Here is a 16,863-nt window from a genome sequence, read left to right as displayed (position 1 = left end):
GCCCCGGCCGCGATGATGATGGCGGGTCCGGCCGCCGGTGGCGCCGCTGCCGAGGCCGAGCCGGAGAAGGACGAGTTCGACGTCATCCTCGACGCCGACGGCGGCAAGAAGATCCAGGTCATCAAGGTCGTGCGTGAGCTGACCGGCCTGGGCCTCAAGGAGGCCAAGGACCTGGTCGAGGCCGCTCCGAAGCCGGTCCTGGAGAAGGTCAACAAGGAGACCGCGGACAAGGCCAAGGCCAAGCTCGAGGGTGAGGGCGCCAAGGTCACCCTCAAGTGACCTGAGTTCCCACCTGGCCGTCCCGGCTCACATGAACCGGGCACCGCACGTCCCAGTGGGCGGCGATCCGACAGTGGATCGCCGCCCGCCGTGTTCGTGGGCCGCCGCACCCGGCATGAGCAGGGTGTCGAGCCAGGTTCGCGGCGCGTCGACCAGAGCCGGCGGGCTCGCCCGTGGGTGGGAAAGAGGGCCGATGCCGACGAGGGCCCTTGACGCGGCCCTGGACTGCCAGGCACGCTGACATCTGCAAGACCTTCCGCGCTTGCGACGGCCACCGCGCGGGTAATGCAGCGGCAGCTCCACTCGCCACGCAGACCCGAGCGGCCCGGCAGGGACGTTGCGTTCCGAGCGGCCCGGTTCGACCCGTTCGAGGGGTCCCGAGGCACGTTCCGCGACAACCTGCGGGGTGGGCTGGACAGCGGTTAGCCTCTCGGCTACACTGCTAGTTTGCGCTGCCTTCCGACTTGACCCCTGCTCGGAAATGTCCGTTTGTGGATATTTTCTGGTGGGGTCATTGGAGTGCACGCGTACCAGCCGTTCTGCAGCACCGGTCCTCGGAAGGACGCATCTTGGCAGCTTCCCGCCCTGCGAAGACCAGTCGTACGTCGAGCGCATTCGCTCCCCGCCGAGTTTCCTTCGGTCGGATCACCGAACACCTCGAGGTCCCCAACCTCCTCGCCATTCAGAACGAGTCCTTCGACTGGCTCGTCGGCAACGAGGCTTGGCAGGGCCGGTCGGCGGACGACCCGCACGCACGCTCGGGTCTCGCGGAAATCCTCGACGAGATCAGTCCCATTGAGGACTTTTCCGGCACTATGTCGCTTTCCTTCTCGGCGCCGCGCTTCGACGAGGTCAAGGCCTCGATCGAGGAGTGCAAGGAGAAGGACCTCACCTACTGCGCGCCACTGTTCGTGACCGCGGAGTTCACCAACAACACCACCGGCGAGATCAAGAGCCAGACGGTGTTCATGGGTGACTTCCCGATGATGACGCCGAAGGGCACCTTCATCATCAACGGCACCGAGCGTGTGGTGGTCAGCCAGCTCGTCCGCTCGCCGGGCGTGTACTTCGACAAGCAGCCGGACAAGACCTCCGACCGCGACCTCTCCAGCGTCAAGGTCATCCCGAGTCGGGGTGCCTGGCTGGAGTTCGACATCGACAAGCGCGACACGGTCGGCGTTCGCATCGACCGTAAGCGTCGGCAGGCCGTCACGGTGCTGCTCAAGGCCATCGGATGGTCGGCCGAGCAGATCCGTGAGAAGTTCGGCTGGTCCGAGCTGATGATGACCACGCTCGAGAAGGACCACATCGCCGGCCAGGACGAGGCGCTACTCGACATCTACCGCAAGCTGCGCCCTGGCGAGCCGCCGACCCGCGAGAACGCCCAGACCCTGCTCGACAACCTCTTCTTCAACCCGAAGCGGTACGACGTAGCCAAGGTCGGTCGGTACAAGTTCAACAAGAAGCTCGAGCTGGACGTGCCGATCACCACCGGCACGCTCACCGAGGACGACATCGTCGCCACCGTGGAGTACCTCTGCCGGCTGCACGCCGGTGAGGAGGGCTACGAGGCCGACGACATCGACCACTTCGGCAACCGGCGGCTGCGTACCGTGGGCGAGCTGATCCAGAACCAGGTTCGGGTCGGCCTGTCCCGGATGGAGCGGGTCGTCCGGGAGCGGATGACCACCCAGGACGTCGAGGCGATCACGCCGCAGACCCTGATCAACATCCGGCCGGTCGTCGCCGCGATCCGGGAGTTCTTCGGCACCTCGCAGCTGTCCCAGTTCATGGACCAGACCAACCCGCTGGCGGGCCTGACCCACCGGCGACGGCTGAGCGCGCTCGGCCCCGGTGGTCTGTCCCGGGAGCGGGCCGGCTTCGAGGTCCGCGACGTGCACCCGTCCCACTACGGCCGGATGTGCCCGATCGAGACGCCGGAAGGCCCGAACATCGGTCTGATCGGCGCGCTGTCCACCTTCGCCCGGGTCAACCCGTTCGGCTTCATCGAGACGCCGTACCGGAAGGTCATCGACGGTCGGGTCACCGACCAGATCGACTACCTGACCGCGGACGAGGAGGACCGGTTCGTCAAGGCGCAGGCCAACGCCCCGCTGCGGGCCGACGGCTCGTTCGCCGAGGACCGGGTCCTGGTCCGGCGTAAGGGCGGCGAGACCGAGGACGTCGCGCCGGGTGCCGTGGACTACATGGACGTGTCGCCGCGGCAGATGACCTCGGTCGCGACCGCGATGATCCCGTTCCTTGAGCACGACGACGCCAACCGCGCCCTGATGGGCGCGAACATGCAGCGTCAGGCGGTGCCGCTGGTCAAGGCCGAGTCTCCGCTGGTCGGCACCGGCATGGAATACCGTGCCGCCGTCGACGCCGGTGACGTGGTCGTGGCCGAGGTCGGTGGCGTGGTCGAGGACCTCTGCGCCGACTACATCACGGTCCACCAGGACGACGGCCACCGCCGGACGTACCTGCTGCACAAGTTCCGCCGCTCCAACGCCGGTTCCTGCGTCAACCAGAAGCCGGTGGTCTTCGAGGGCGACCGCGTCGAGGCCGGCCAGGTCATCGCCGACGGGCCGTGCACCGACGAGGGCGAGATGGCGCTCGGGCGCAACCTCCTGGTGGCGTTCATGTGCTGGGAGGGCCACAACTACGAGGACGCGATCATCCTGTCGCAGCGCCTCGTGCAGCAGGACGTGCTCACCTCGATCCACATCGAGGAGCACGAGGTCGACGCCCGGGACACCAAGCTCGGCCCGGAGGAGATCACCCGCGACATCCCGAACGTCAGCGAGGAAATGCTCGCCGACCTCGACGAGCGCGGCATCATCCGGATCGGTGCCGAGGTCGTTCCCGGCGACATCCTGGTCGGCAAGGTCACGCCCAAGGGCGAGACCGAGCTGACCCCGGAGGAGCGACTGCTCCGCGCGATCTTCGGTGAGAAGGCGCGGGAGGTCCGGGACACCTCGCTGAAGGTGCCGCACGGCGAGACCGGCACGGTCATCGGCGTGCGTACCTTCTCCCGGGAGGACGGCGACGAGTTGCCGCCGGGCGTCAACGAGCTGGTCCGGGTCTACGTCGCCCAGAAGCGGAAGATCCAGGACGGTGACAAGCTCGCCGGTCGACACGGCAACAAGGGCGTCATCTCCAAGATCCTGCCGGTCGAGGACATGCCGTTCCTGGAGGACGGCACCCCTGTCGACATCGTGCTCAACCCGCTGGGTGTGCCGAGCCGGATGAACATCGGCCAGGTGCTGGAGACTCACCTGGGCTGGGTGGCCAAGACGGGCTGGCAGGTCGAGGGGGACGACGCCGAGTGGAAGCGGCAGCTGCAGAGCATCAGCGCCGACTCCTCCGAGCCGGACACCAACGTGGCCACTCCGGTCTTCGACGGTGCCCGCGAAGAGGAGATCTCCGGTCTGCTCGCGTCGACCCTGCCCAACCGGGACGGCAAGCAGCTGATCGGGGCCACCGGCAAGGCGCAGCTGTACGACGGTCGTTCCGGCGAGCCGCTGCCCGACCCGATCGCCGTCGGCTACATCTACATCCTGAAGCTCAACCACCTGGTCGACGACAAGATCCACGCTCGGTCGACCGGCCCGTACTCGATGATCACGCAGCAGCCGCTGGGTGGTAAGGCGCAGTTCGGTGGTCAGCGCTTCGGTGAGATGGAGTGCTGGGCGATGCAGGCCTACGGTGCCGCGTACGCCCTGCAGGAGCTGTTGACGATCAAGTCCGACGATGTCCTCGGCCGGGTGAAGGTCTACGAGGCCATCGTCAAGGGCGAGAACATCCCCGAGCCGGGCATCCCGGAGTCGTTCAAGGTGCTGCTCAAGGAGCTGCAGTCGCTGTGCCTCAACGTCGAGGTGCTCTCCAGCGACGGTGTGGCCCTGGAGATGCGCGAGACCGACGACGAGGTGTTCCGGGCCGCGGAGGAACTGGGTATCGACCTGTCCCGGCGCGAGCCGAGCTCGGTCGAGGAAGTGTGACGTTGGGGTTTCGGGGCGGGGCGACCCACTCCGGGCGGTCAGGCTTGATCCCTTCTTGGGTCACCCCGCCCCGAAACCAAAACCCGGTGAGCTGCTGACGCACCAAGCGACGTGTGAGGGATTTGAACGTGCTCGACGTCAACTTTTTCGACGAGTTGCGAATTGGGCTGGCGACCGCGGACGACATTCGTCAGTGGTCGCACGGCGAGGTCAAGAAGCCCGAGACGATCAACTACCGCACCCTCAAGCCGGAGAAGGACGGGCTCTTCTGTGAGAAGATCTTCGGTCCGCAGCGGGACTGGGAGTGCTACTGCGGTAAGTACAAGCGGGTCCGGTTCAAGGGCATCATCTGTGAGCGCTGCGGCGTCGAGGTGACCCGCTCGAAGGTCCGCCGTGAGCGGATGGGCCACATCGAGCTGGCCGCTCCGGTGACCCACATCTGGTACTTCAAGGGCGTGCCGAGCCGGCTGGGCTACCTGCTGGACCTCGCGCCGAAGGACCTCGAAAAGATCATCTACTTCGCCTCGTACGTCGTGACGAGCGTTGACGCCGAAGCGCGTCACCGTGACCTCTCGACCATCGAGAACGAGATCCTGGCCGAGAAGCGGCAGTCGGAGAACAGCCGCGACTCGGAGATCGAGAAGCGGGCGGCCAAGCTCGAGGCCGACCTGGCCGAGCTGGAGGCCGAGGGCGCGAAGGCGGACGTCCGGCGCAAGGTCAAGGAGGGCGGAGAGCGCGAGATGCGCCAGATCCGCGACCGGGCCCAGCGCGAGATCGACCGCCTGGACGAGGTGCTGGACACCTTCCGCAAGCTGGAGCCGAAGCAGCTGGTCACCGACGAGCTGCTCTACCGTGAGCTGCGCGACCGGTTCGGTGAGTACTTCACCGGTGGCATGGGCGCCGAGGCGATCAAGGCCCTGGTGCAGAACATGGACCTGGAGGCCGAGGCCGAGAACCTGCGGGAGACCATCCGCACCGGTAAGGGGCAGCGGAAGATCCGGGCGCTCAAGCGGCTCAAGGTCGTCGCGGCGTTCCAGAACACCCGCAACTCGCCGCTCGGCATGGTGCTGGACTGCGTACCGGTCATCCCGCCGGACCTGCGCCCGATGGTGCAGCTCGACGGTGGCCGTTTCGCCACCAGCGACCTGAACGACCTCTACCGCCGGGTCATCAACCGGAACAACCGGCTCAAGCGACTGATCGACCTCGGCGCGCCCGAGATCATCGTCAACAACGAGAAGCGGATGCTGCAGGAGGCCGTCGACGCGCTGTTCGACAACGGCCGCCGCGGCCGGCCGGTCACCGGTCCGGGTAACCGCCCGCTCAAGTCGCTGTCCGACATGCTCAAGGGCAAGCAGGGCCGGTTCCGTCAGAACCTGCTGGGCAAGCGCGTCGACTACTCCGGCCGGTCGGTCATCGTGGTCGGCCCGAAGCTCAAGCTGCACCAGTGCGGCCTGCCCAAGCAGATGGCGCTGGAGCTGTTCAAGCCGTTCGTGATGAAGCGGCTGGTCGACCTCAACCACGCGCAGAACATCAAGTCCGCCAAGCGGATGGTCGAGCGGCAGCGGCCGGTCGTGTGGGACGTGCTGGAAGAGGTCATCGGCGAGCACCCGGTGCTGCTCAACCGGGCGCCGACCCTGCACCGACTCGGCATCCAGGCCTTCGAGCCGCAGCTGGTCGAGGGCAAGGCCATCCAGATCCACCCGCTGGTCTGCACCGCGTTCAACGCCGACTTCGACGGTGACCAGATGGCGGTGCACGTGCCGCTGTCCGCCGAGGCCCAGGCCGAGGCGCGGATCCTGATGCTGTCGTCGAACAACATCCTCAAGCCGGCCGACGGCAAGCCGGTCACCATGCCCACCCAGGACATGGTCATCGGGCTCTACCACCTGACCCACCTCACCACCGGTGAGCGTGGCGAGGGCCGGGCGTTCAGCTCGGACGCCGAGGCGCGGATGGCGTACGACAACGGTGAGCTGCACCTGCAGGCGCCGGTGAAGATCCGGCTGCGGGACGTGGTCGAGGTCGACAACGGCGCCGGTGGTCAGCCGTGGACCGCGCCCGAGGGCTGGGTGCCGGGTGAGCCGCTGACCGTGGAGACCACCCTCGGTCGGGTGCTGTTCAACGAGACCCTGCCGCAGGGATACCGGTTCGTGAACTACGAGATCCGCAAGGGTCAGCTCTCCGCGATCGTCAACGACCTCGCCGAGCGGTTCCCGAAGGTGGCCCTGGCGGCCACCCTCGACGGGCTCAAGGAGGCCGGTTTCCACTGGGCCACCTGGTCCGGCGTGACCATCGGCATGGAGGACGTCATCGCTCCGCCGCGCAAGCGGGAGATCCTGGAGCGGTACGAGAAGGAAGCCGACCGGATCGACAAGCAGTACCAGCGTGGTCTGATGACCGCCGAGGAGCGTCGCGGCGAGCTCATCGAGATCTGGACCAAGGCGACAAACGAGGTCGCCAAGGAGATGGACACCGCGCTGCCGCAGGAGAACCCGCTGTGGAAGATGATCAACTCGGGTGCTCGCGGTAACCTGCTCCAGCTCCGGCAGATCGCGGCGATCCGTGGTCTGGTGGCCAACCCGAAGGGCGAGATCATCCCGCGGCCGATCAAGGCCAGCTACCGGGAGGGTCTGTCCGTGCTGGAGTACTTCATCTCCACGCACGGTGCGCGTAAGGGTCTCGCGGACACCGCTCTGCGTACCGCCGACTCGGGTTACCTGACCCGGCGTCTGGTGGACGTCTCGCAGGACGTCATCATCCGCGAGGAGGACTGCGGCACCGACCGGGCCATCCCGATGCAAGTGGGTCAGCAGCTCGACGGCCGGCTGGTGGTGCACGAGCACGCGGAGACCAGCGTGCACGCCCGTACCTTGGCCGACGACATCAAGGGGCCGGACGGCACCGTGGTCGCGGAGCGGGGCGCGGACATCAACTCGATTCTGGTCGACCGGATCGTCGCCGCCGGGGTCGAGACTGTCCGGGTACGCAGCGTGCTCACCTGCGAGTCGAAGCTGGGCGTCTGCGGTGCTTGCTACGGCCGTTCGCTGCCGACCGGCAAGATCGTCGACGTCGGCGAGGCGGTCGGCATCATCGCCGCCCAGTCCATCGGTGAGCCGGGTACGCAGCTGACGATGCGTACCTTCCACACCGGTGGTGTCGCGGGTGAGGACATCACCCAGGGTCTGCCCCGTGTCCAGGAGATCTTCGAGGCCCGGATCCCGAAGGGCAAGGCGCCCATCGCCGACACCCCCGGCCGGATCCGGATCGAGGACGGCGAGCGGTCGCGCAAGATCGTGGTCATCCCGGACGACGGCAGTGACGAGATCGTCTACGACAAGATCTCGAAGCGGGTCCGGCTGCGGGCGCACGACGGCGACCACGTCGAGGTCGGCGAGAAGCTCACCGAGGGCACCATCGACCCGCACGAGCTGCTGCGCATCCTCGGCCCGCGGGCGGTCCAGGTCCACCTGACCCAGGAGGTCCAGGAGGTCTACCGCTCGCAGGGTGTGCTCATCCACGACAAGCACATCGAGATCATCATCCGCCAGATGCTCAAGCGGGTGACGGTCATCGACTCCGGCTCGACCGAGTTCCTGCCGGGTGTGCTCGTCGACCGGGCGCTGTTCGAGTCGGAGAACCGCCGGCTCGTCGGCGAGGGTGGCGAGCCCGCCGCCGGTCGCCCGGTGCTGATGGGCATCACGAAGGCCTCGCTGGCCACCGACTCCTGGCTCTCGGCGGCCTCCTTCCAGGAGACCACCCGGGTGCTGACCGACGCGGCGATCCACGCCCGTAGCGACTCGCTCATCGGTCTCAAGGAGAACGTGATCATCGGTAAGCTCATCCCGGCCGGTACCGGCATCAGCAAGTACCGCAACGTCCGGGTCGAGCCGACCGAGGAGGCGAAGGCCAAGGTCTACTCGATGACCGGCTACCCGGAGACCGACTACGGCTTCGGGCCGGCCAGTGGCCAGGCGGTCCCGCTGGACGACTTCGACTTCGGGTCGTACCGCTAGACCGTGCGGTGACATGGGAGGCCCCGGCGCAGGCGCGCTGGGGCCTCCTCGTGTTCCGGGGGTGTCTCCGTGGGCGCGGTAGTGGACCATTCCCGCGCCGCGGGTCCAGTTCGTGCTGCGGGTACGCCGCGGACACCCGTCGACGGGGGCATCATGTGGTCATGACGATCGCACCCGGATCGGCGCCCCTCGCGTCGGCACCGCGTCACCCGCTGGACCCGGATCCGGTCCGGGCGACCAAGGCCCGGGCGGTCTTCGCCCTCGGTCTGATGGCGGCTCTGACGGGGCTGCTGATCGGTGGCGTGGTGCCGGCCACGGTGGCCCTGCACCTGGCTCGACAGGCGCGCCGCGAGGCGTACGCCTCGGCGGGCTTCCTGACCGGAGCGGCCTGGCTGCGTCGGGGCGAGCGGCTGGCGTGGACGGGCCTGGTGCTGGTCGCGGTCAGCCTGGTGGTGGCGTTGGTGATCGGGATCATCCGGCTCGCCGAGGCACCGTACGGGCAGGACTTCGCGCCCAACGTCGACTGACCCGGCGCGATCACGGGTCGCCGCGCCCCGCACCGAGGGGCTGACTTGCGACGGTAGCCTGACCGGTGTCCGTCGCGCGGTGCGGGGACGCTGCCCGACAAGGAGGATCCCGTGACGGAACCGGCGCGTCCCGAGGGCGGCGAAGCCGCTCAGCCCGCTACCGGGCGCCCGGAGGCCGACCTGACCGGATGGGCCCGGCCCGAACCGGAGCAGACCGTCCCGCCGACCTCCCCGTCAGCCATCGGTTCACCCTTCGGGCCGCCGCCTGGCTCGCCGGCTTTCGGGCCGCCGCCTGGCTCGGCACCGCCCGCTCCCGCGTCCTTCGGGCCTCCGGCCGCCGGCCCGCCAGCTTTCGGACCGACGCCCGGACCGTCGGCGCCGGCCTGCCCGCCGGTGGCTCGGGCTGGAGGCAGCCGCCGCCACCACCGCCGCAGGAGCGTCCCCGACCGCCGAAGCGGGTCCAACCGGTGCCCGGGACCCCGTTCGCGGTGGTGCATCTCGACGTGCCCCCGGTCGCCTCGGGCCTGGCGGTCGGCTCGTTGGTGGCGGGCATCACCTCGGTCCTGGTCTCGGTCCTGGTCATCTGCTTCGGCGCGATCGGGGGAGGGGCGAACGGGGCCTGGGCGGCGGGCGCCTTCGCCGCGCTGGGTGGCCTCACCGGCGCGGGTGCGGTGGTGGCGGGCCTGCTCGGAATGCGGCAGATCCGACGCCCGGCACCCCCGCCGGCGGTCCGCTTCACCGGCCGTGGCCTGGCCATCGCCGGGGTCAGTTGTGGCGGGGCGGGACTGCTGCTCTGCCTGGTGGGGTTGGGACTGGCGCTGGTGTTGGCGCTGGCCTGAGCAGGGGCGCCGAGGCGGGCCGGCTCGGGGGCTCGCGGGCCGGGTTCCGGCAGAGCCGGTACACTTGTATCCGTAGGTGCCCATCACGGGCGGGTGGTTGACAGAAGCCGGCCGGCAAGCGGTGCGAACTCCGGCAAGTCTTCCGTTTTGACCTGCGCGGCTGTGGTAGGTACTCTTTCCCCTTGTGCCCGGGCCCGCCCGGGCAACTCGTGCGTGCGCTGGAGCCGGCGATCCGGCATCCGGGTCGTACCACGACTGAGCCAGAAGATCCGGCCTGCGGCGATCCGTGTGCCGGTGACAAACCCCGTTCTGCGTGTGAGCGCCGGACGGGAACCGTGAGTTTGGCGACACGCCCGACCGCGGGTGCCGGGACCTCCGCGAGGTGGCCCTGGTCGGAATGTAGGAGAGCCGGTCACGAGATCGGCTACGGCAGACGGCGCGGCCGCGAGCAGCGGCCGAAGGGAGCGGAGAAACCCGGTGCCCACCATTCAGCAGTTGGTCCGAAAGGGCCGTCAGGCGAAGACCACCAAGACCAAGACCCCCGCGCTCAAGGGATCCCCCCAGCGTCGGGGCGTGTGCACCCGGGTGTACACCACCACCCCGAAGAAGCCGAATTCGGCGCTGCGCAAGGTCGCTCGTGTCAAGCTCAGCAGCCAGGTCGAGGTGACCGCCTACATCCCCGGTGTCGGGCACAACCTGCAGGAGCACTCGATCGTGCTCGTGCGTGGTGGCCGGGTGAAGGACCTCCCCGGTGTGCGTTACAAGATCGTTCGCGGTTCGCTGGACACCCAGGGCGTCCGCAACCGCAAGCAGGCGCGCAGCCGTTACGGCGCGAAGAAGGAGAAGAGCTGACATGCCGCGTAAGGGACCTGCTCCGCGGCGACCGCTGGTCGCTGACCCGGTGTACAACTCGCCTCTGGTCACGCAGCTGGTGAACAAGATCCTGCTGCGCGGCAAGCGTCAGCTCGCCGAGCGCGTCGTCTACGCCGCCCTGGAGGGCTGCCGGGAGAAGTCCGGTACCGACCCGGTCGTCACCCTCAAGCGCGCCATGGACAACGTCAAGCCGACCCTTGAGGTGCGCAGCCGCCGTGTCGGTGGCGCCACCTACCAGGTGCCGGTCGAGGTGCGCCCGGCTCGGGCGACCACGCTGGGCCTGCGCTGGCTGGTGACCTACGCCCGCGCCCGGCGGGAGAAGACGATGATCGAGCGGCTGATGAACGAGCTGCTGGACGCGAGCAACGGCCTCGGTGCCGCCGTCAAGCGGCGCGAGGACACGCACAAGATGGCCGAGTCCAACAAGGCCTTCGCGCACTACCGCTGGTAACACCCTGGTCCCGGCGCCATCCGGTGCCGGGACCGCCACCAGTTGTGTCGAGACGACGATAAGTAGGGATTGAAGTGGCCGCCGCAGACGCGCTCGCCAACGTACGCAACATCGGCATCATGGCGCACATCGATGCCGGTAAGACCACTACCACCGAGCGAATCCTGTTCTACACCGGTATCACGTACAAGATCGGTGAGGTCCACGAGGGCGCCGCCGTCATGGACTGGATGGAGCAGGAGCAGGAGCGCGGTATCACCATCACTTCCGCCGCCACGAAGTGCGAGTGGAAGGGCCACACGATCCAGATCATCGACACGCCCGGCCACGTCGACTTCACGGTCGAGGTGGAGCGGTCGTTGCGGGTCCTGGACGGTGCGGTCGCGGTCTACGACGGCGTGGCCGGCGTGGAGCCGCAGACGGAGAACGTCTGGCGCCAGGCGGACAAGTACAACGTCCCGCGGATGTGCTTCGTCAACAAGCTGGACCGGACCGGTGCCGACTTCTTCCGCTGCGTGCAGATGATGATCGACCGGCTGAACGCCACCCCGCTGGTGCTCCAGATCCCGATCGGGCTCGAGGGCGACCACATCGGCGTCGTCGACCTGGTCGAGATGCGCGCCCTCACCTGGCGCGGGGAGACCCAGAAGGGTGAGGATTACGCGATCGAGGAGGTCCCGGCGGACCTGGCCGACTCCGCGGCTGAGTGGCGCGAGAAGCTGATGGAGACCCTGGCCGATGTCGACGACTCGGTGATGGAGAAGTACCTGGAGGGCGAGGAGATCTCCGTTGCGGAGATCAAGGCCGCCATCCGGCGGGCCACCATCGCCAGCAAGGCGAACCCGGTGCTCTGCGGCTCGGCGTTCAAGAACAAGGGCGTGCAGCCCATGCTCGACGCCGTCATCGACTACCTGCCGTCGCCGCTGGACATCCCGGCGATCGAGGGTACGGCGACCGACGGTGAGACGCCGATGCAGCGTAAGCCGTCCACCTCGGAGCCCTTCTCCGGCCTGGCGTTCAAGATCCAGACCGACAAGCACCTCGGCAAGCTCACCTACGTCCGGGTCTACTCCGGCGTGGTCGAGTCCGGGTCCCAGGTGGTCAACTCCACCAAGGACCGCAAGGAGCGGGTCGGCAAGATCTACCAGATGCACGCCAACAAGCGGGAGGAGCGCAGCTCCGCCAAGGCTGGCGACATCATCGCGGTGCAGGGTCTGAAGCAGACCACCACCGGTGACACCCTGTGTGACCCGGCGAATCCGGTCATCCTGGAGTCGATGACCTTCCCGGAGCCGGTCATCGAGGTGGCCATCGAGCCGAAGACCAAGGCTGACCAGGAGAAGCTGAGCACCGCCATCCAGCGGCTGGCCGAGGAGGACCCGACCTTCCGCGTCAAGCTGGACGACCAGACCGGTCAGACGGTCATCTCCGGCATGGGCGAGCTGCACCTGGACATCCTGGTCGACCGGATGCGCCGCGAGTTCAACGTCGAGGCGAACATCGGTAAGCCGCAGGTGGCGTACCGTGAGACCATCCGCCGCGCGGTGGAGAAGGTCGAGTACACCCACAAGAAGCAGACCGGTGGTTCCGGCCAGTACGCTCGGGTGATCGTCAGCCTGGAGCCGCTGCCGCTGGGCAACGACTCGCCGACCTACGAGTTCGCCAACGCCGTCACCGGTGGCCGCATCCCCCGGGAGTTCATTCCCTCGGTGGACGCGGGCGCGCAGGACGCGATGCAGTACGGCGTCCTCGCCGGCTTCCCGCTGGTCGGTGTCAAGCTGACGCTGCTGGACGGCCAGTACCACGAGGTCGACTCGTCGGAAATGGCATTCAAGATCGCCGGCTCGATGGTGATGAAGGACGCGGCCCGCAAGGCCGATCCCGCGCTGCTCGAGCCGATGATGGCTGTTGAGGTCACCACTCCCGAGGAGAACATGGGTGACGTCATCGGCGACCTCAACTCCCGACGCGGCATCATCCAGGCGATGGAGGAGCGCAGCGGCGCCCGTGTCGTCCGCGCCCTGGTGCCGTTGTCGGAGATGTTCGGCTACGTCGGCGACCTGCGGTCGAAGACCCAGGGCCGGGCTAGCTACAGCATGCAGTTCGACTCCTACGCGGAGGTTCCTTCCTCCGTGGCTAAGGAGATCATCGCCAAGGCGACTGGTGAGTGACGCTCACCTGACGTGATCGGATGATCCGACGGTGGTCGCGGGAGCATTCCCCGACCGCGACCACCTCGGTCGGATTGTGTGAATTCCGGGCCTGTAGGCTTCATCGCCGCAGAACCCACAAAAGCTCTCCGGCCGTCAGGCCGGAAAGGCTGTCGACAGAGTCCTAAGCGCCACTCCTGGCGCACCGGGGCGAACGAACCAAGAAGTCCACAGGAGGACACCAGTGGCGAAGGCGAAGTTCGAGCGGACTAAGCCGCACGTCAACATCGGCACCATTGGTCACATCGACCACGGTAAGACGACGCTGACGGCGGCCATCACCAAGGTCCTGCACGACCAGTACCCGGACCTGAACCCGTACACGCCGTTCGACGAGATCGACAAGGCGCCCGAGGAGAAGGCCCGGGGCATCACGATCTCGATCGCGCACGTCGAGTACCAGACCGAGGCGCGGCACTACGCGCACGTCGACTGCCCCGGTCACGCCGACTACATCAAGAACATGATCACCGGTGCCGCCCAGATGGACGGCGCGATCCTGGTGGTCGCGGCGACCGACGGCCCGATGCCGCAGACCCGCGAGCACGTGCTGCTGGCCCGCCAGGTCGGCGTGCCGTACATCGTCGTGGCGCTGAACAAGAGCGACATGGTCGACGACGAGGAGCTGCTGGAGCTCGTCGAGCTCGAGGTCCGTGAGCTGCTCTCGGCCCAGGAGTACCCGGGCGACGACCTGCCGGTCGTTCGCGTCTCGGCGCTCAAGGCCCTCGAGGGCGACCCGGAGTGGACCGGCCGGCTCCTGGAGCTGATGAACGCGGTCGACACCGCGATCCCGCAGCCGGAGCGCGAGACCGAGAAGCCGTTCCTGATGCCGATCGAGGACGTGTTCACGATCACCGGTCGTGGCACCGTCGTCACCGGCCGTGCCGAGCGCGGCGTGCTCAAGCCGAACGAGGAGGTGGAGATCGTCGGTATCCGCGAGAAGTCGCAGAAGACGGTCTGCACCGGCATCGAGATGTTCCGCAAGCTGCTCGACGAGGCCCGTGCGGGTGAGAACGTCGGTCTGCTGCTGCGCGGCATCAAGCGCGAGGACGTCGAGCGCGGCATGGTGGTCGTGAAGCCGGGCACCAGCACCCCGCACACCGAGTTCGAGGCGACGGTCTACATCCTCTCCAAGGAGGAGGGCGGCCGGCACACCCCGTTCTTCCAGAACTACCGTCCGCAGTTCTACTTCCGGACCACGGACGTCACCGGTGTCGTCACCCTCCCCGAGGGCACCGAGATGGTCATGCCGGGCGACAACACCACGATGACCGTGAAGCTGATCCAGCCCATCGCGATGGAGGACAACCTCAAGTTCGCGATCCGGGAGGGTGGCCGTACGGTTGGCGCTGGTCGCGTCACCAAGATCATCAAGTGAGCTGGGTAACCCCGATTAGACCCGCCGCCGGTCGTGCGGCATACTAGTCAGGTTGCGTAACGACAGTTCGCCGCCCGTGTTCGGCTTCCGCTGAACCTCCGGGTAGGCAGAGCAGTCGGGCGTGGGGTGGTTGGCGGCCCGTCCGTCAACCACCCTCGCGCGGCGTTCAGGTCGCCTCAGTGCGATCGGCGCCTGGACCCACCGCGGTCAGGATCGCTCCCCGGTATCCCGGGGCGGAGCCTGGCCCCAGGGCGCGACACGCCCGACCGCGGGGGTGGGCGAAGAGGGTCTGTGCCAGCCGGTACAGACACCCGCAACACAGCGGCATCGAGAGAAGGAACAGAAGCCACCATGGCGGGACAGAAGATCCGCATCCGGCTCAAGGCCTATGACCACGAGGTCGTCGACTCCTCGGCTCGGAAGATCGTCGAGACGGTGACGCGTACCGGGGCGCAGGTCGCGGGCCCGGTGCCGCTGCCCACGGAGATCAACCGTTTCTGCGTCATCCGCTCGCCGCACAAGTACAAGGACTCGCGCGAGCACTTCGAGATGCGTACGCACAAGCGACTGATCGACATCATCGACCCGACCCCGAAGACGGTCGACTCGCTCATGCGCCTCGACCTGCCGGCTGGCGTCGACATCGAGATCAAGCTGTAGGGACCGGACACATGGACAGGCAAGTTAAGGGGATCCTGGGCGCGAAGCTCGGCATGACCCAGGTCTGGGACAACAACCGCGTTGTCCCGGTGACCGTGGTTCAGGCCGGCCCCTGCGTCATCACCCAGGTTCGTGACGCCGACAAGGACGGTTACTCCGCGGTCCAGCTGGCGTACGGGACGATCGACCCGCGTAAGGCCAAGAAGCCGCTGCGTGGTCACTACGCCAAGGCCGACGTAGCGCCGCGCCGGCACATCGTCGAGCTGCGCACCAGCGACGCGGCGGACTACTCGCTCGGCCAGGAGGTCACGGTCGAGGAGTTCCCGGCCGGTGTCTCGATCGACGTGACCGGCAAGACCAAGGGCAAGGGCTACGCCGGCCCGATGAAGCGGCACGGCTTCCACGGTCTGCGCGCCAGCCACGGTGTCGAGCGCAAGCACCGCTCGCCGGGCTCGATCGGCGCCTGCGCCACCCCGGGTCGCGTCTTCAAGGGCACCCGGATGGCCGGCCGCATGGGCGGCGTGCGCTACACCGTGCAGAACCTGACCGTCCAGGCGGTCGACACCGAGAACAATCTCCTGCTCGTCCGTGGCGCCATCCCCGGCCCCAAGGGCGCGCTGGTCCTGGTCCGTACCGCGGCCAAGGCCAAGGCGAAGAAGGGCGGTGCGGGCAAGTGACCACCGTTGACGTCCTCAACTCAGAGGGCACCAAGACCGGCTCGGTCGAGCTGCCCGCCGACATCTTCGACGCGCAGGCCAACATCGCGCTGATGCACCAGGTCGTCGTGGCGCAGTTGGCCGCCGCCCGGCAGGGCACCCACAAGACCAAGACCCGGGGCGAGGTCGCCGGCGGCGGCAAGAAGCCCTACAAGCAGAAGGGCACCGGTCGGGCCCGCCAGGGCTCGATCCGCGCGCCGCAGTTCGCCGGCGGTGGCGTGGTCCACGGCCCGGTGCCGCGCGACTACAGCCAGCGCACCCCGAAGAAGATGAAGGCCGCCGCGCTGCGCGGTGCCCTGTCGGACCGGGCGCGCGCCGGGCAGGTACACGTCGTCGAGGCGTTCGTCTCGGGCGAGAAGCCGTCGACCAAGGCCGCGCTGGCCGCGCTCGCCAAGCTGACCACCGCCCGGCGGGTGCTGGTCGTGCTGAGCAGCACCGACGAGCTGAACTGGGTGTCGCTGCGCAACGAGCCGCAGGTGCACCTGATCGAGGCCGGCCAGCTCAACACGTACGACGTGCTGGTGGCCGACGACGTGGTCTTCACCAAGGAGGCCCTGGACGAGTTCCTGGGCGTACCGGCCGAGACCACCGAGGAGGGTGGCAAGTGAGCACGATCGCCGATCCGCGCGACATCATCGTCGCGCCGGTCGTCTCGGAGAAGAGCTACAGCGAGCTGAACCGCAACTGGTACACCTTCCTGGTGCACCCGGACGCGAACAAGACGGCGATCAAGATCGCTATCGAGCAGATCTTCAACGTCCGTGTCCTGACGGTCAACACGCTCAACCGCGAGGGCAAGCGCAAGCGGACCCGTACCGGGTTCGGCAAGCGCAAGGACACCAAGCGGGCGATGGTGAAGCTGGCTGAGGGCGACCGCATCGAGGCCTTCGGCGGCCCGGTCAGCTGAGGGGTG

At 67.9% G+C, this 16,863-nt stretch carries 13 protein-coding genes; all 13 read left to right on the top strand.

The window, feature by feature from the left end:
* The coding region (gene rplL, locus ENC19_RS15800; RefSeq protein WP_164447890.1) for a 50S ribosomal protein L7/L12 at positions 1-279 on the top strand (279 nt) is incomplete at its 5' end.
* Positions 280-848: 569 nt separating this feature from the next.
* The gene (rpoB, locus tag ENC19_RS15795) at positions 849-4,280 is read left to right on the top strand and encodes a DNA-directed RNA polymerase subunit beta (protein ID WP_164447889.1); all 3,432 of its coding nucleotides are present in this window, start codon (positions 849-851) and stop codon (positions 4,278-4,280) included.
* Between the two features lie 128 nt (positions 4,281-4,408).
* A complete protein-coding gene (locus ENC19_RS15790) occupies positions 4,409-8,296 on the top strand; it encodes a DNA-directed RNA polymerase subunit beta' (protein ID WP_164447946.1) in 3,888 nt (1,295 codons plus the stop codon).
* A gap of 161 nt (positions 8,297-8,457) precedes the next feature.
* Positions 8,458-8,823 (top strand): hypothetical protein, encoded by a 366-nt coding sequence (locus ENC19_RS15785; protein ID WP_164447888.1) that lies wholly within the window; start codon positions 8,458-8,460, stop codon positions 8,821-8,823.
* Positions 8,824-9,290: 467 nt separating this feature from the next.
* The gene (locus tag ENC19_RS15780) at positions 9,291-9,662 is read left to right on the top strand and encodes a hypothetical protein (protein ID WP_164447887.1); all 372 of its coding nucleotides are present in this window, start codon (positions 9,291-9,293) and stop codon (positions 9,660-9,662) included.
* Between the two features lie 477 nt (positions 9,663-10,139).
* Entirely contained in the window at positions 10,140-10,514 is a 375-nt protein-coding gene (rpsL, locus tag ENC19_RS15775) for a 30S ribosomal protein S12 (protein ID WP_013735958.1), read from the top strand.
* Between the two features lies 1 nt (position 10,515).
* Entirely contained in the window at positions 10,516-10,986 is a 471-nt protein-coding gene (gene rpsG / locus ENC19_RS15770; protein ID WP_093403604.1) for a 30S ribosomal protein S7, read from the top strand.
* A gap of 74 nt (positions 10,987-11,060) precedes the next feature.
* Entirely contained in the window at positions 11,061-13,157 is a 2,097-nt protein-coding gene (fusA, locus tag ENC19_RS15765; RefSeq protein ID WP_164447886.1) for an elongation factor G, read from the top strand.
* A gap of 223 nt (positions 13,158-13,380) precedes the next feature.
* Entirely contained in the window at positions 13,381-14,574 is a 1,194-nt protein-coding gene (tuf, locus tag ENC19_RS15760) for an elongation factor Tu (RefSeq protein WP_099849588.1), read from the top strand.
* A gap of 351 nt (positions 14,575-14,925) precedes the next feature.
* A complete protein-coding gene (rpsJ, locus tag ENC19_RS15755; protein WP_007073037.1) occupies positions 14,926-15,234 on the top strand; it encodes a 30S ribosomal protein S10 in 309 nt (102 codons plus the stop codon).
* Between the two features lie 11 nt (positions 15,235-15,245).
* A complete protein-coding gene (gene rplC, locus ENC19_RS15750; protein ID WP_164447885.1) occupies positions 15,246-15,911 on the top strand; it encodes a 50S ribosomal protein L3 in 666 nt (221 codons plus the stop codon).
* Complete coding sequence (rplD, locus tag ENC19_RS15745; RefSeq protein ID WP_164447884.1) at positions 15,908-16,558, top strand: 50S ribosomal protein L4; 651 nt, start codon at positions 15,908-15,910, stop codon at positions 16,556-16,558. The genes rplC and rplD overlap by 4 nt, the downstream gene beginning before the upstream one ends.
* Positions 16,555-16,857: a 50S ribosomal protein L23 gene (gene rplW, locus ENC19_RS15740; RefSeq protein WP_093403611.1), complete on the top strand. Its 303-nt coding sequence runs from the start codon at positions 16,555-16,557 to the stop codon at positions 16,855-16,857. Before rplD ends, rplW begins: the two co-directional genes overlap by 4 nt.
* Positions 16,858-16,863: the final 6 nt, after the last annotated feature.

This window comes from Verrucosispora sioxanthis, assembly GCF_010560025.1.
GTDB classification, from domain to species: domain Bacteria; phylum Actinomycetota; class Actinomycetes; order Mycobacteriales; family Micromonosporaceae; genus Micromonospora; species Micromonospora palythoicola.
The sequence above is the reverse complement of the archived record's forward strand: the minus strand, read 5'-3'. Positions and strand labels throughout refer to the sequence as shown.

What these genes read in the sequence shown, in the direction of transcription:
- ENC19_RS15785 (WP_164447888.1), top strand. Translation starts at nt 8,458, where the DNA reads ATGACGATCGCACCCGGATCGGCGCCCCTCGCGTCGGCACCGCGTCAC.
- rpsG (WP_093403604.1), top strand. Translation starts at nt 10,516, where the DNA reads ATGCCGCGTAAGGGACCTGCTCCGCGGCGACCGCTGGTCGCTGACCCG.
- rpsJ (WP_007073037.1), top strand. Translation starts at nt 14,926, where the DNA reads ATGGCGGGACAGAAGATCCGCATCCGGCTCAAGGCCTATGACCACGAG.
- rplC (WP_164447885.1), top strand. Translation starts at nt 15,246, where the DNA reads ATGGACAGGCAAGTTAAGGGGATCCTGGGCGCGAAGCTCGGCATGACC.